Origin of the sequence: Pacificibacter marinus (assembly GCF_900109555.1) — a bacterium.
In the GTDB taxonomy this organism is placed as follows: domain Bacteria; phylum Pseudomonadota; class Alphaproteobacteria; order Rhodobacterales; family Rhodobacteraceae; genus Celeribacter; species Celeribacter marinus_C.
This window is the reverse complement of the sequence record NZ_FNZV01000012.1, coordinates 13,079-27,221: the sequence shown is the minus strand read 5'-3', so window position 1 is coordinate 27,221 and position 14,143 is coordinate 13,079. Positions and strand designations below refer to the sequence as shown.

Sequence of the window (14,143 nt, the reverse complement as noted above, 5' to 3'; positions counted from 1 at the left end):
GGGCTCTTTTCCCGACATGTAGCAGACACATGCCAGACATAAACCCGACAGGGTGCAGCCACCTGTTTTTACCCATTTGATCCGTTAAGAATTACTCAGCAGCGACGCTGGCCGCAGCATTGACTTGTTCGACAATAGCATCGGCCGCTTCGCGTCCATCGCGGATCGCCCAGACAACCAAGGACGCACCACGTTGAATATCACCGCAGGCATAAACCCCTGGAAGCTTGGTTTCATGCGTTTTGAAATCAGCCAAAACTGTGCCCCAGCGCGTCACTTCCAAACCATCAGTATTCCAAAGTTTTGGAAGATCTTCAGGCTCGAACCCAAGTGCTTTGATCACGAGATCGGCGTCTTCAACATAGTCAGCCCCCTCGATCACTTCAGGGGATTGGCGACCTGATGCATCCGGCACGCCAAGGCGCATTTTTTGCACCATAACACCGCTTACAGGGTTGCCAGCAAAGCCTTTGGGGGCCGCAAGCCAGACGAATTCCACGCCTTCTTCTTCTGCGTTTTGCGTCTCACGTTGCGATCCCGGCATATTAGCACGGTCACGGCGGTATAGACATTTCACAGACGTCGCACCTTGACGGATCGCTGTGCGCACACAGTCCATCGCAGTGTCACCACCACCGATCACAACGACCTTTTTGCCTTCGGCATTCAGTTCGCCACTTTCAAATTCCGCCACAGTGTCGCCAAAGGACACTTTGTTGCTTGTGGTGAGATAATCAAGCGCACGAACGATACCAGCAGAGCCAGAACCGGGGCCTTGCAAATCACGTGATTTATACACGCCCGTTGCAATAAGAACCGCGTCGTGTTTTTGGCGCAGTGCATCAAATGTGATGTCTTCGCCAACACTACAATTCAGCACGAATTCAACGCCGGACTGTTTAAGTTGGTCGATGCGGCGCATAACCACGTCTTTTTCCAGCTTAAAGCTTGGGATGCCATAGGTCAGCAAGCCGCCAGCGCGATCAGAGCGTTCATATACAGTCACCTGCAGACCCGCGCGACGCAAACGATCCGCCGCAGCAATGCCACCAGGGCCAGAGCCGATGATACCAACGGATTCAGTGCGCTCGACATGGGGGGTGATTGTTTCAACCCAGCCCTTTTCCCAAGCCGTATCCGTGATGTATTTTTCAACCGCACCGATTGTCACTGTGCCATGACCGGATTGTTCGATCACACAGTTGCCTTCGCAAAGGCGATCCTGCGGACAAATGCGGCCACAAATCTCTGGAAAAGCGTTGGTCGCTTGAGAGAGTTCGTAAGCCTCCTTCAACCGGCCGCTTGCTGTCAGGCGCAGCCAGTCAGGGATGTTGTTATGAAGAGGACAATGTGATTGGCAATATGGCACACCGCACTGCGAACACCGAGAGGCTTGCTCTTCAGCTTTGTCCGAAATGAAATCGCCGTAGATTTCCAAAAAATCGCCCTTACGGTCGCCTGCGTCGCGTTTTTCGGGCATGTCCCGACCAACGTTCACAAATTTGAGCATAGGCTCTTTAGCCATGACACAATATCTCCGTGGGTTTGAGTATGGGTTTGGATGCTATGTACAAAGAAGTGATCAAAAAGAAAAGTCATAAGTGCTGTCCTATATATTGTTTCTTTTCACGTTGCGTCGAAAAAACCACGCCCTAAGTGAAAATATAGGTCATTACTTATGATATAATTTTAGCCTTCTTATTGAGAACTAAAGAGTTTATCATTTTTCCATCAGCGCACTAAGGACAGCCCCATGAGTCTATTCTACCTATTTCTCGTCGCATTGATTCAAGGAGTTACAGAATTTCTACCTGTATCCTCATCAGGGCACCTGATTCTATTGCCCTATTTCGTCGGGATAGATGATCAAGGACAAGCCATAGATGTGGCTGTTCACATAGGGACACTTGGCGCCGTCATCGTGTATTTTTGGAAAGATGTAAAAATTGGCCTTTTGGGTTTGCCGCGCATGCTCACTGGTAAAATTGATACCCCCGGCGCAAAGCTTGCCTTTCTTTTACTCATCGCCACGATTCCCGTTATCCTGCTTGGTCTCGTCCTGAAAATCACGGGACTGTCGGACGCAATGCGATCAATACGTGTAATCGGCTGGACGATGCTTTTATTTGGACTGGCGCTGTATTGGTTTGACCAAAAGGGTGCCACAGACAAAACCGAACAAGATTGGTCCCTGAAAGACGCAATAATTTTGGGTCTCTGGCAAGCCGTCGCATTGATTCCTGGCACCTCACGGTCCGGCATCACGATCACAGGCGCGCGCGCTCTTGGCTACACCCGAGAAGATGGTGCCAAAATTGCAATGCTTATGTCCATTCCAACCATATTGGCCTCAGGCATATTGCTTGGCGCTGAGGTTGCTGGAGATGCCGATTGGGAGTTGATGAAATACGCAGGGATCGGCGCAGCCTTTGCATTCATCGCGGCACTTGGAGCGCTGACATTAATGATGCGGCTTTTGAAATCCGTGAGCTTTACGCCCTACGTGATCTACCGAGTCATTCTTGGTATCGCCCTGCTGGCCATTTCTTACAGCGCATAAAAAAGGCGCGTCCGATATTCATCGAGCGCGCCCTATTTAAAATGAGATGCGGACCTTAGGTCTTGCGCAGATTTTTTGCGCTATCTCGGATTGCAGCATACTGACCCGTTGCGCGGTACACCCAAAGATACTCTGGCAAAATGACATCCATCGCCGTGGGCGCAATACCCAAGTCAGCAAAGCCTTTGGCATCGGCACCCACAATACAATCATTGGCAAGGTTTTTCACCTGATCACGTGTAAGCACTTTGTTGTGGAACAAGCCAAGCGTCAAAGCTTGGGCAACATCAAACCCCATTGCCATCAAGTTGCCCGCAAAAAACGGTAGATCGATAACGAGACGTCGACGCTGAATGATCTCTAGCATATTTGCCATCAAGCCTTTGAGCGTGTCCGTTTCCGGCCCGCCCAATTCGTAAATACCAGAAGACGCGTCGCCAAGCACAGCTTTCACAGCAGCCTGCGCAACGTCATCCACGTAAACAGGCTGAAATTTGGTCTCGCCGCCAATCAAAGGGAGGACAGGAGAAAAGTTCGTCATCTTCGCAAAACGATTGAAAAACTCATCTTCGACGCCAAAAATCACCGAAGGACGCAAGATCACAGCGTCAGGGAAAGACGCAAGAACCGCCTCTTCGCCTTGCGCTTTGGTTTGTTGATATTCGCTGGCCGCGCCCTTGTCTGCGCCAATGGCAGACAAATGCACAAACCGTCCTATGCCCTCTTCAGATGCAATACGAGCGATGCGCGCTGCGCCCTCGGATTGAACTGCAGCAAATGAATTTTTGCCTTTTTCGGCCAACACGCCAACACAGTTCACAACCACGTCCGCCCCTTGCATCGCAGCACGCACTGAAGCGTCATCACGAATATTGCACAGAACAGGTTCGACCTGCCCCACTGCGCCATAAGGTTTCACATGAAGCGACTCGTTCGGGCGACGTACCGCCACGCGCACGCGCCAACCTTCTTTCGCCATACGACGTGCGATGTAACGCCCAACAAAGCCAGCGCCGCCATAGATGGTGACCAATTTCGTCATCTGCATCTCCAATGCCATTTTCTATATTTTTCTTAGCTTTTCATGATCAAATGAACAAGACGCTATCAACGCATTCGAAAACTATCGAATCTGCGTTGACAGCCCCTCTACTCCTCTTTACATCGCCAAGTCACCACACCTGCCCAGGTGGCGGAATTGGTAGACGCGCTAGCTTCAGGTGCTAGTATTGGCAACGATGTGGAGGTTCGAGTCCTCTCCTGGGCACCATAACATCTCATATAAAGTGTTGTTTATCAAACAAATCATGGCGTTACCCCACCACCCGAAACACGATTTGGGACACTCTGGGGATACATTTCATGATCTTTGTAATGAAGTTAAAGTACATTGATAATCTATCAGGAGGCCGTAAGCGCTTCCGCAGAAGATATACTTTCACCTTTTAGCCCATAAACCTTTATTGCAAAATACTAGTCACTCATATGGATCTTTACCGTCGACGTCGCTGCTGCTCGTCGCGATTCACTGATGGCGCTGCAGGTTTTTGAGAGTGCAGACCGAGGCCGGCAATGAACTGTAATGTTTTACTCACCTCTGCCCTTAGGAACCTCACTCACGGATTGCCTTTTTAGTGCGCCACAAAAGGGGTCCATAAACGCCGACGAAACCGAAGAACGCCACGCACCAAAAAATACCAGTCACATCATAAAGCACCGTCATAGGCCAGATTCCCGCAAGGAACCGTGTGAGCGTGGCAGCTATAATCGCCCCATAAATCATCACGGTCCCCCGCCCCGCATGTAGCGGCTGTCCCGTATGGCCAAGGCTGGCACGGGTCATGACCGCAAGCGTCATCCCACCGATAGCCCCTGCCAACCAAAGATGCAGCGCGCCCGCCATCGACAGGACATCAGGCCACAAAATCGCCGCCCCCACGGCCAAAGCCCCCAACGGTGTAAATCCATAGGCGAGGTGCAAAATAAGAACCAATGGATCGCGCGCAGTATGTTGACCCTTCCACCGCGACAGACGTACCAAATGAAGACAACCGAAGCAGCAAAACCCAATACCAGTGAGCACCATAGTGGGCGCGGCGATCCACGCCAAAAAGGCACCAACACTGACCAACAACACAGCCTTATCAAACCGCTGCATCGGCGATGCTGGTCGGGCTGCATGCGCCTCGCGGACCAACCAATTGCGGGTAAACGATGGCACGATGCGCCCGCCAATCACCACGATCATTAAAATCACAGCACTGACCCCAAGGCGAAACCCCATCCCTTGCGCAGCATACGCGCCATGGGCGGCCTCTAAGTGGAACAGCAGATTGGCGAGGGTAAAGATGGCCAACAGCACAAGCACAATAAGATTGCGCCAGTTTTTACCCACCAAAATCTCACGCAATATTACGGCGGCTAGTGTAAGCGGAAACAAAAGATCAAGTGCAATACTGCTCCAGACTGGCATCGCAGCGGAGAATAAAACAGCCGCTCTCCCCACCGCCCAAATCCCGAACAGCCCAGCAAGGCGCCAACCGACAACTGGTAAACGCCCAGTCCAGTTGGGCACTGCAGTGAGCAAAAATCCTGCAATGATCGCACTGAGATACCCAAACAGAAAGGCATGTGCGTGCCATGTCACCGGATCAAAGCGCGTCGGCAAATTGATCGTCTCGGACAGGGCAAGGATCCAAAGCACCATTGCTCCGCCCGCCCAAAGTGCCCCAAATAGAAAAAACGGACGAAAGCCGTAGGAAAAAAGCACAGGGCCTTTCCAGTGACGCATTTGTTCTGCGGAAGAGTGAGCCATGAGAAAAATCCTTTTAAAATTAGCCCGCGCGATCCACGGCAGCTTCGGCCTCATCCATAAGGCGACGTATGTGGCAGGCAAAGGCGTAGGTCGCAGGAATGGCAATGAGCGCGCCCAACCCCAGCGCCACAAAAGTGGTGGCCACAGGCCCGCCGACCCAACTGCCCAGAAGAGAAGCAAAAAACACATTCACTGCCATCGCGGCCATACCAAACGGGTAAAGCAGCACAGCGATCTGAACGGACGAACAACGCGGGCTCATCGACGGTTCACCAGCCAATACACCACAAATAGCGCCGCCAAAAGTGTCAGGCTAGCGATGGTGTACCAAAACTCTGCCGTAGCCGATTGCGCCTGCGGAATAGGGCGGTCATAGGCTGTCGCAAAAGCAGGCAAGGCGGTGAGGGAAAAGAGGATGGATAAAAAGCGCATATTAACTCTCCTGTGTTAGGCTACGGTAAATATTGGGTAACGCCCGAATGAGGCGTTCAGGATGGGGTAAAAGCGTAAATCCGCCTCGGCCAAAAATGCGGGCAAACCAGTCTTGGCCATCTTCATCAATGACCACACCATGCAAGGTCTGACCCGCACGGCGAGCTTCGCGCACAGCCATATGGCTATCCTCGATACCATGTTGGCCCTCATAATGGTCCAAATCATTGGGCTTTCCATCGGTTAAAATAATCAACAATTTGCGCGCGGCCGTTTCTTTGGCCAGTTCGGCGCTTGCGTGACGGATCGCCGCCCCTAGACGGGTGTAATGGCCAGGTTTGAGAGCGGCGATATTAGACAGGATATCAGGCCCCATCGGCGCTCTAAATTCTTTGACACGCGTGAGAAATACACGATTACAACGCAGCGAAGAAAACCCCCAAATGCCAAACCTGTCCCCCGCCGCGTCAATGCCATAAGCCAGCGCAGACATCGCCTCGCGGGCCACATTGATCACTGAAGTGTCGCCCATTGCCGCCTCGGTCGAGCGCGATGTGTCTATCAAAAATGCCACGGCCAAATCGCGCTCAATCTGGCGGGTGTCTTGCCAAATCCGATCCGTGCCACGCCCAGTGGCGATCAAATCGGTCTGATTACAGATCACGGCATCCAAATCTAATTCTCCCCCGTCGATCTGACGCGGGCGCAAAATGCGACGCGGACGCAGGCTTTCAAATTGGCGCTGAACCGCACGCACATGGCGCAGGTCAGGATGAAATGTTTCTGCGCCGCAGGGGGCGGCAGGCGCATCCAACACGCGACAATGGCCCTCCATATAACTGCGCGTGCGGTGATTCCATTCGGGGTAGATGTGTATCCCCGCCAGTGCTTCATGCTCTACATCCGCAGGCGAGAGATCAAGGTGCAACCGCAACCGCGTAGCGGCTTTGCGGTCATGTTTGGTCAGGGTGACCTTGTCCTGATCATCGGCGGCTTTCTGGGCATTCTCATCGTCGTCATCATCGACAGATCGATTGATGTTCATCGATTCTACCCACGAAAGGATGGATTCAAATCGATGAATGATAAAACTATCCTTGCGCCGATTTTCGTCTAAATCTCGCCGCTCGCCAAGTTTACGCGAACCTGTAGCCGCAGTGGGCGCAGGCGCTACTGGGTCTGCGTGATCTTCTGTTGCCGCTGCGCCGGACTGTGGGCAACCGTACCTCAACCAGATTGGCACCGGCGCAAAAGACATATAAGTGCGCGTCTCAGGTAAGGCGCGGATGGTGTCGGGCGCTGGTTGTTCGGATTGCCCCCCAAGTTGATCGCACACGGCCTGTTCGATCATCATTTCAGCATCGGATCGCACCAGTGAGCGACGTTGCAACAAAGAAAGTTTGGCCATTTTCAAATAGGCCGAGCGCAACCCCGGACAGCGCGCATAAGCAAGATCACAGGCACTAGCATTGGCGCGGATTTGGGCGCAATCCATCGCCGGAGCGGATGGTTCTTCTGGAACCTCAAACTGGGACGCCTCAGTTACCGCAGCGAGTGCCGTGAGCCAGAAATAAGCACCGCGGTTTAATTCAGGGTCCGAAAAGGCCATAATCATCGGCGGCAAGTACAATCGCTCGCCATCGTAGCTGGCCACATATTCGCGGTCTTTGGCCGTACCAAGTTTACGTCGTACGGGCATCCGGTGACGGATTGGGGCGAGCGCTGCCTCTGCGATCTCTACCCCTGCCGCACCACCAAGCGCCCGAAAAAGAACCGCCAAAGAGGGTCGTAGCGCAGCCAAGGCAACTGCAGCTTCAGGATAGGATGTGGCAGCACCAATATTTCTGGCCATATCGTGCCATACATTGCCAACCGTTTCCTCGGGGTCCATCAGATCAAAGAGGTTCATCGCGCTTATCCCTGCCGTCATCCATAAATTGTTGAAATCAAATCGCGCAGGGCGATTTGAACGTCTGGCTCATCTGTAAGCGGCTCGATCACCGCGACATCCAAAGCCTGATCAACGCCCATACCACCTGCCATAAGTGTGGCGGCATAGGTCAACAAACGGGTTGAGACGCCCTCTTCCAGATCCATCCCTGAGAGCGCGCGGATGTGTCCGGCAAGCCGAACAAGTGGGGCAACACGGCCTGGCTCCAACCCACTTTCATGTGAGACCACTTTGATTTCCACTTCAGGATCGGGAAAATCGAACGACATCGATAAAAAGCGCTGCCGCGTCGATGGTTTGAGTCGCTTGAGAACGTTTTGATAACCAGGATTATATGAGGCCACGAGCATAAAGCCCTTTGGTGCAACAAGTTCCTCGCCCGTGCGATCAATCATCAAAGTGCGGCGCGTGTCGGTGAGCGGGTGAAGCACCACAGTCACGTCTTTGCGCGCTTCAACCACCTCATCAAGATAACAAATCGCGCCTTCGCGCACAGCCCGGGTCAACGGCCCATCGACCCATTCGGTTTGTCCGCCTTTCAACAGGTAACGCCCAATCAAATCGGCAGCAGAAAGATCGTCATGACACGCCACCGTGTAAATAGGCTTGCCCAGTTTGGCGGCCATATGTTCGACAAACCGAGTTTTTCCGCAGCCGGTCGGCCCCTTCAAAAGAAGGGGCAGGCCGTGGTCATAAGCGGTCTCGAACAGTTCGCATTCGCGACCGGTGGCGTGATAATAAGGCACGGAAGGTGTAGGTACAGCATGCAGTGTCATAGATCATTCCTCCAAAGCGTATTGGCTAAACCAGGCGCAATAATTTCACGATCGCGCACCACCAAATTGGCGTAGATGAACAACAGCGCACCAATCACCACGGCGGCCCCTGCCCCAAATCGCATCAGGTAAAAGATCGACAGGCTGTCTTGAACATCCATGTAATAATCCCCCACCACGCGTTGCATATGGGTTTGGATCGTACCTGCAAACGTCAGCACAATGGTCATGAACGCCATGCCCCCTGTCATCAGCCAGAATGAGGCCATGTTGAGCACTTGGTTGTAAGGCGCGCGATTGAGCAGCATCGGCATGGCATAAGTGAACATCGCCAAATTGAGCGCCACATAGGCCCCGTAAAAGGACAAGTGCCCATGCGCTGCGGTGATTTGCGTGCCGTGGGAATAGAAATTAACCCCGTGCAGTGTGTGCAAAAATCCCCAAACGCCCGCGCCAAAGAACGCTACGGTTGACGACCCAAGAGACCACAAAAGTGCAGCTTTGTTAGGATGGTTTTTGCGGCCTTTCCACACCATGACAAAAGCAAAGGACATCATCAAAAAGAACGGCACGACTTCAAAGGTAGAGAAAATCGACCCGACCCACTGCCAATAGCCCGGTGTGCCGATCCAATAGAAATGGTGCCCTGTACCAAGGATGCCTGAAAACAACGCAGTCGCAACGATGACATAAAGCCACTTTTCAACCACTTCACGGTCCACGCCTGTCAGTTTGAGCAACAAGAACGCGAGGATGGCAGCCATCACCAATTCCCATGTCGCTTCGACCCAAAGATGCACAACCATCCACCAGTACATTTTGTCCAAGCTGAGGTTGTCAGGGTTGATAAAGGCAAAAATCCACAGCAGCGACAAAAGCCACAACCCCATCAGCAAGACATTGGTGATGGCAGTTTTGCGCCCTGCCAGCACGGTCATGGAGATGTTGAACAAGAAAATGAGTGCCGCGACAAGAATGCCGAATTTGACCCACAAAGGTTGTTCCAAAAACTCGCGCCCACCATGGATGCCAACGAGGTAAGACCCCACTGCGCCCAAAGTGCCAACCACAAGGATGATCAGTTGTAGATAGGCAAGTTTGACCGAATAGATTTCGCGCTCAGATTCTTCGGGGACAAGAAAATAGGCAGCCCCAAAAAAGCCCAGCAACAACCAAACGATGAGGGCGTTGGTGTGGATCATACGGGTGATGTTAAACGGCAAAATTTCAGACAAAAAATTGGGGGAAACGTAAATCCAGCCCGCCAAAAGCCCGCCCAGAACCTGAATGGCAAACAGCCCCATCGCGCAGATAAAATAGGCTTTTGCCACCTGTTGTGATTGATATTTCATTGCGGGTCTCCTTAGCCTGCATCATTGGGCGGCCAGCCCTGTGTGTCGGTTTGATCGGCCCAGCGCAGAAAATCGGCGAGGGCGCGCATTTCTTCGTCAGTGATCTCGAAATGTGGCATTTGGCGGCGACCTTCGATGCCCGAAGGTTGCGCTTCCATCCAGCCTTGCAGGGTCTCAAACGCACCTTCGGAGTCATCATTGACGCCCCAACGGGTCATCACATTGCCCAGCTCTGGGGCAAAATAGGCCCCCTCGCCATGCAACGTATGACAGTTGATACAAGAGTGGCGTTCCCAGACATGTTTGCCCAAAGCGACCTGTTCGGTCAGGGGCATGCCCGCAGTGGATACTTTGACGATATATTTGTGGCTTTGTGCGGTGAGCGCGATGAACACCACGACGAAGAATATAGATCCCCCGTAGAAAATGTTGCGCGCCCGCGACTTGGTCAGGATCTCAGCCATCTGTGGGCCCCCTTAATGTCTCGGATGAACCAAGGGGTAGCCGCGATCAATTGTGCGAAGTTTGCGCCAGCGCAATGTTCAGGAACATTTTATATATTAGCTTGTTGGCATATGTTGAGAGGAAAGGTCTGTTCATGTCGCGCAAAACCCGTACTGATCCCGACCTAACTCAGCCTGATCTGACGCTTGAAGATTTGATGACACAGTGGCCTGACACAATCCCAGTGTTTTTGCGTCATAAAATGCTTTGTGTCGGCTGTATGATAACGCCGTTTCACACGCTCTATGACGCTTGCGTAGAATATCAATTGGATATGGCCGATTTTGTGGCCGAACTTGAATCGGCCATCAAGAACCCGAAACACCCCGACAGATCAACACAAGACGATGAGCGTCCGTGACGGTGATCCGTTTGCGTTTGCTTTGCACAAGCCCTTGTTTTTCCCAAGCACTTAAAAGACGGCTCACAGTGTGTAACGTGGTGCCGGTCATTTCCGATAGGTCCTGACGCGTGATCGGGAAATCAATCTCGATGCCCTCTTCCACCTTGCGTCCCGTTTGATTGATCAACCGCAAAAGCGCATTGGCCACCCGTTGCTCAACCTGTTGCGTCGCCATTTCCACAATACGGGTGTTCATTTCACCGATACGTTGCCCGACAGTCTTATAGGTTTCTGTTGAAAACCCATCATAGTCGCGCACAAAACCGTCCCAAACCCGCGTCGGCCAACTCAAAACGATCGCTTGCGAGGCGGTGACAGCGGTGGCGGGGTATGTGTCACGCCCCAATGCCTTGGCGATGCCAAAGAGTTGCCCTGCTGGAATATGAAGCGAGATCACCTGCTCGCCTGTGGGCGTGACGCGGATCACCCGAATATAGCCATCGAGCAACATATAGAACCGCTCTGCCTGCGCGCCTTCGTCAAAGACAGTGACACCTTCGTCATAGCGGCGCGAGGTGGCCAGATCGAGAATCTCACGGATGCGCCGCCGCTCCAACCGTGAAAACGGTGGAATATGCGTCAACAGGCTTTCATCAAGCCGAGGCAAAGTTTGGCGGTCAGTGGATTCGCTCATGCTCGTTTCTAATCACAGTTCCCAATCCCGTCCAATGCTACATCTCAGGCAGCAATATAAAATATATCAAGAAGCCTCAAACATTGCGCCAGCACAAAGAACTGGCCGCGGTTTTGATTAGGGTCTGGATCAACAACACACTTTTGAAAGGACACCACCATGCTTCGCCCACTGATGACCGCACTCGCCCTGATCACCCTCACAGGAGGGGCCGCCTTTGCCGAAGATTTTGAAGTCAAAATGCTCAACAAAGACGGGGATGATCGTATGGTTTTCGCACCAGACTTTCTCAAAATCGCAGCTGGGGACACCGTACATTTCATCCCCACTGACAAAGGCCACAACGCCGAAAGCATCAAAGGCATGGCCCCTGAAGGCAGCGCGCCGTTCAAGGGAAAAATCGGCAAACAAGTGGATGTCACCTTTGACACGGATGGGTTCTACGGCGTTGAATGCAAACCTCATTTCGCGATGGGCATGGTGATGACCATTGCCGTTGGCGATGTTGCTGCTCCTGACGATTTCCTTGCGGGCCGCATTCCACCAAAAGCCAAAGCACGTTTTGAAACCCAGCTTGGCAATCTTTGATCCCATCCTTTCGAAAACCAAAAACATCGACCCAACGCACAAGACATAACAACAACAAAACCTCTTGGAGGGTCTTATGACCAAGTTTATCAACCCCGGCCTCATCAAAACCAACCGCCGTAATGTCCTACGCGGCAGTATGCTTGCGGGGGCTGCCGCTATGACAGGTGGGGCTGCATTGGCCACGCCAAAGTCACGTACAGCCCCAATGATCACACCGCGCAAACCCGCAGCAAAATTCATCCAAGCTGAAGCACAGGCACAAACCGAAGCCCCAAGCGTGGATTTATCCGGCTACACCCGCGTCAAACAAGATCTCGTCGCCCCACCCTTTGCCCCTGCACATGAACAGGTTGCCACAGGAGGACCCAAGATTGTTGAAATCACCATGGAGACCGAAGAACGCCTGCTGACCGTAGACGAAGACACTGGCGCAGAAATCTGGGCGCTCACCTATAATGGCTCTGTGCCCGGTCCACTGATTATTGTGCATGAGGGCGACTATGTTGAACTCACCCTGCGCAACCCAGTCGATAGCATGATGGAACACAACATCGACTTTCACGCCTCAACAGGCGCGTTGGGTGGCGGTGGCTTGACCCATATATTCCCTGGCGAAGAGGCCGTGCTGCGCTGGAAAGCGACCAAGCCTGGCGTGTTCACCTATCACTGTGCCCCCGGCGGCGCGATGATCCCCTATCACGTCACCCACGGAATGAACGGCGCCGTCATGGTCTTGCCGCGCGATGGGTTAAAAGACCGCGACGGCAACCCGCTAAAATATGACAGCATCGCCTATATCGGCGAACAAGATTTTTACCTACCGATGAATGATGACGGCGATTACAAAACCTATGAAGTCGCGGGCGATGACTATTCAGACAGTATCGATGCCATGCGCACACTGACCCCCACACATTCCGTGTTCAACGGATCTGTTGGGGCTTTGACAGGGGAAAATGCGCTGCGAGCCAAAGTTGGTGAAACCGTCTTGATGATCCACAATCAAGCCAACCGCGATAGTCGCCCACACCTGATTGGCGGGCATGGTGATTTCGTCTGGGAAAATGGCAAATTTGGCAACCCTCCACAAACGGATATGGAAACATGGTTCATCCGAGGCGGGAGCGCAGGGGCGGCACTTTATACGTTCAAGCAACCGGGTGTCTACGCCTACGTCAATCACAACCTGATCGAAGCTGCTTTGCTTGGTGCCACGGGTCACTTTGTCGTCGAAGGGGCGTGGGACAACGCCCTAATGGAACAAGTCGTCGCGCCAAAAAGCATCGAAACATAAACAGGAGATATCCCGATGACCGTCCCCACTCAGACATCCCGCATTCTTAGGTCCCTTCTGGGTGTGTTGTCTGTGATGGGGGTGGTTTCTCTGGGCGGGGTCGCGTGGTGGATGCTGCGCGGCCCCGATTTCAATTATGTGCCACAAATGGCCGAACATGCGGTCGACCTGCCCGATGGCCATAAGGTTTTCGTGCAAAAATATGAAGTGACCGTTACAGAATGGAACCTATGTCATGCCGATGGGGCCTGTGATTTGGCGCTGCGTGCCCCTACGGGACTTGATATGGCTGAGACGCCCGCGACAGGGCTGAATTACGTAGATGTGTCGCAATATTTGGATTGGATCAACACCCACGCACGCCATAATTTTCGCCTGCCCACAACCGAAGAATGGGAATTTATGGCCAAAGACGTCCTACCCGACGAGCCTGATCCCATTTTCACCGATCCCGATCTAACTTGGGCCTCTGCCTATCTCACTGAGGGGCTCACTTCGCGGCGGCTACGCCTGCGTGGTAGCTTTTCGACCAGTTCACAGGGCGTTGTCGATCTCGATGGTAGCGTCTGGGAATGGACCCAAGATTGCTATGCAGGTGACGCTGGACAGGTGGACCTGTCCCGATGTCCAGCCTTTTTCGTCGGTGGAGAACATGTTGCAGTCATTCCCTACCTCGTCCGCGATCCTGCTCGTGGAGGATGTGCAGTGGGAAGCCCGCCCGCTCATCTTGGCCTGCGCCTCGTCACCGACGATGCCATCCGCTGCCTCGTATGTATGTAAAACCCTATCGCTGGAGGGGGTCAAATGCGCCAAATCTCGTATTTTTTTTAC

The 14,143-nt window shown here is 52.9% G+C and carries 15 protein-coding genes and 1 tRNA gene; 6 read left to right on the top strand and 10 right to left on the bottom strand.

Annotation, left to right across the window (positions count from 1 at the left end; genetic code table 11):
- Window positions 1–91 precede the first annotated feature (91 nt).
- On the bottom strand, window positions 92–1,525 hold the full coding sequence (locus BM025_RS14335) for an NAD(P)-dependent oxidoreductase (RefSeq protein WP_085850219.1): 1,434 nt from the start codon (window positions 1,523–1,525) through the stop codon (window positions 92–94).
- 228 nt (window positions 1,526–1,753) lie between these two features.
- On the opposite strand from BM025_RS14335, the gene BM025_RS14330 reads away from it, so the two are divergent.
- A complete protein-coding gene (locus tag BM025_RS14330; protein ID WP_085850218.1) occupies window positions 1,754–2,560 on the top strand; it encodes an undecaprenyl-diphosphate phosphatase in 807 nt (268 codons plus the stop codon).
- A 55-nt stretch (window positions 2,561–2,615) separates the two neighbouring features.
- Here the strand turns inward: BM025_RS14330 and BM025_RS14325 are convergent, their stop codons facing one another.
- Window positions 2,616–3,602: a complex I NDUFA9 subunit family protein gene (locus BM025_RS14325; protein ID WP_085850321.1), complete on the bottom strand. Its 987-nt coding sequence runs from the start codon at window positions 3,600–3,602 to the stop codon at window positions 2,616–2,618.
- 141 nt (window positions 3,603–3,743) lie between these two features.
- Between BM025_RS14325 and BM025_RS14320 the strand changes: the two genes are divergently transcribed.
- A tRNA-Leu gene (locus tag BM025_RS14320) sits at window positions 3,744–3,830 on the top strand.
- Window positions 3,831–4,172: 342 nt separating this feature from the next.
- On the opposite strand, the gene BM025_RS14315 is transcribed toward BM025_RS14320, so the two are convergent.
- The 7 genes from BM025_RS14315 to BM025_RS14285 are packed head-to-tail and all read right to left on the bottom strand — an operon-like array spanning window position 4,173 to window position 10,350.
- On the bottom strand, window positions 4,173–5,375 hold the full coding sequence (locus tag BM025_RS14315) for an NnrS family protein (RefSeq protein WP_085849798.1): 1,203 nt from the start codon (window positions 5,373–5,375) through the stop codon (window positions 4,173–4,175).
- A gap of 19 nt (window positions 5,376–5,394) precedes the next feature.
- Window positions 5,395–5,637 (bottom strand): NnrT protein, encoded by a 243-nt coding sequence (locus tag BM025_RS14310; protein WP_085849797.1) that lies wholly within the window; start codon window positions 5,635–5,637, stop codon window positions 5,395–5,397.
- Complete coding sequence (locus BM025_RS14305; protein ID WP_085849796.1) at window positions 5,634–5,807, bottom strand: protein NnrT; 174 nt, start codon at window positions 5,805–5,807, stop codon at window positions 5,634–5,636. The genes BM025_RS14310 and BM025_RS14305 overlap by 4 nt, the downstream gene beginning before the upstream one ends.
- Before the next feature lies 1 nt (window position 5,808).
- Window positions 5,809–7,716, bottom strand: coding sequence for a nitric oxide reductase activation protein NorD (locus BM025_RS14300; protein ID WP_085849795.1), 1,908 nt, complete (start codon window positions 7,714–7,716; stop codon window positions 5,809–5,811).
- A 17-nt stretch (window positions 7,717–7,733) separates the two neighbouring features.
- Window positions 7,734–8,534 (bottom strand): CbbQ/NirQ/NorQ/GpvN family protein, encoded by an 801-nt coding sequence (locus BM025_RS14295; protein ID WP_244515780.1) that lies wholly within the window; start codon window positions 8,532–8,534, stop codon window positions 7,734–7,736.
- Window positions 8,531–9,886, bottom strand: coding sequence for a cbb3-type cytochrome c oxidase subunit I (locus tag BM025_RS14290; protein WP_085849794.1), 1,356 nt, complete (start codon window positions 9,884–9,886; stop codon window positions 8,531–8,533). The genes BM025_RS14295 and BM025_RS14290 overlap by 4 nt, the downstream gene beginning before the upstream one ends.
- 11 nt (window positions 9,887–9,897) lie before the next feature.
- Window positions 9,898–10,350, bottom strand: a complete 453-nt coding sequence (locus BM025_RS14285; protein ID WP_085849793.1) for a c-type cytochrome — start codon at window positions 10,348–10,350, stop codon at window positions 9,898–9,900.
- 134 nt (window positions 10,351–10,484) lie between these two features.
- On the opposite strand from BM025_RS14285, the gene BM025_RS14280 reads away from it, so the two are divergent.
- Complete coding sequence (locus BM025_RS14280) at window positions 10,485–10,751, top strand: DUF1858 domain-containing protein (RefSeq protein WP_085849792.1); 267 nt, start codon at window positions 10,485–10,487, stop codon at window positions 10,749–10,751.
- Here the strand turns inward: BM025_RS14280 and BM025_RS14275 are convergent.
- The gene (locus BM025_RS14275) at window positions 10,699–11,400 is read right to left on the bottom strand and encodes a Crp/Fnr family transcriptional regulator (RefSeq protein WP_085849809.1); all 702 of its coding nucleotides are present in this window, start codon (window positions 11,398–11,400) and stop codon (window positions 10,699–10,701) included. The two genes, BM025_RS14280 and BM025_RS14275, sit on opposite strands and share 53 nt — an antisense overlap.
- Before the next feature lie 186 nt (window positions 11,401–11,586).
- On the opposite strand from BM025_RS14275, the gene BM025_RS14270 reads away from it, so the two are divergent.
- The 3 genes from BM025_RS14270 (at window position 11,587) to BM025_RS14260 (ending at window position 14,092) form a co-directional block, all read left to right on the top strand.
- Window positions 11,587–12,015: a pseudoazurin gene (locus tag BM025_RS14270; RefSeq protein WP_085849791.1), complete on the top strand. Its 429-nt coding sequence runs from the start codon at window positions 11,587–11,589 to the stop codon at window positions 12,013–12,015.
- A gap of 76 nt (window positions 12,016–12,091) precedes the next feature.
- Window positions 12,092–13,312, top strand: a complete 1,221-nt coding sequence (gene nirK, locus BM025_RS14265) for a copper-containing nitrite reductase (RefSeq protein ID WP_085849790.1) — start codon at window positions 12,092–12,094, stop codon at window positions 13,310–13,312.
- Between the two features lie 15 nt (window positions 13,313–13,327).
- Complete coding sequence (locus BM025_RS14260) at window positions 13,328–14,092, top strand: formylglycine-generating enzyme family protein (RefSeq protein ID WP_085849789.1); 765 nt, start codon at window positions 13,328–13,330, stop codon at window positions 14,090–14,092.
- Window positions 14,093–14,143: the final 51 nt, after the last annotated feature.

Bases quoted from the DNA above. Each gene is read 5' to 3' on its own strand.
- BM025_RS14335 (WP_085850219.1), bottom strand. From the start codon at position 1,525: ATGGCTAAAGAGCCTATGCTCAAATTTGTGAACGTTGGTCGGGACATG.
- BM025_RS14330 (WP_085850218.1), top strand. From the start codon at position 1,754: ATGAGTCTATTCTACCTATTTCTCGTCGCATTGATTCAAGGAGTTACA.
- BM025_RS14325 (WP_085850321.1), bottom strand. From the start codon at position 3,602: ATGACGAAATTGGTCACCATCTATGGCGGCGCTGGCTTTGTTGGGCGT.
- BM025_RS14315 (WP_085849798.1), bottom strand. From the start codon at position 5,375: ATGGCTCACTCTTCCGCAGAACAAATGCGTCACTGGAAAGGCCCTGTG.
- BM025_RS14310 (WP_085849797.1), bottom strand. From the start codon at position 5,637: ATGAGCCCGCGTTGTTCGTCCGTTCAGATCGCTGTGCTGCTTTACCCG.
- BM025_RS14305 (WP_085849796.1), bottom strand. From the start codon at position 5,807: ATGCGCTTTTTATCCATCCTCTTTTCCCTCACCGCCTTGCCTGCTTTT.
- BM025_RS14300 (WP_085849795.1), bottom strand. From the start codon at position 7,716: ATGAACCTCTTTGATCTGATGGACCCCGAGGAAACGGTTGGCAATGTA.
- BM025_RS14295 (WP_244515780.1), bottom strand. From the start codon at position 8,534: ATGACACTGCATGCTGTACCTACACCTTCCGTGCCTTATTATCACGCC.
- BM025_RS14290 (WP_085849794.1), bottom strand. From the start codon at position 9,886: ATGAAATATCAATCACAACAGGTGGCAAAAGCCTATTTTATCTGCGCG.
- BM025_RS14285 (WP_085849793.1), bottom strand. From the start codon at position 10,350: ATGGCTGAGATCCTGACCAAGTCGCGGGCGCGCAACATTTTCTACGGG.
- BM025_RS14280 (WP_085849792.1), top strand. From the start codon at position 10,485: ATGTCGCGCAAAACCCGTACTGATCCCGACCTAACTCAGCCTGATCTG.
- BM025_RS14270 (WP_085849791.1), top strand. From the start codon at position 11,587: ATGCTTCGCCCACTGATGACCGCACTCGCCCTGATCACCCTCACAGGA.
- nirK (WP_085849790.1), top strand. From the start codon at position 12,092: ATGACCAAGTTTATCAACCCCGGCCTCATCAAAACCAACCGCCGTAAT.
- BM025_RS14260 (WP_085849789.1), top strand. From the start codon at position 13,328: ATGACCGTCCCCACTCAGACATCCCGCATTCTTAGGTCCCTTCTGGGT.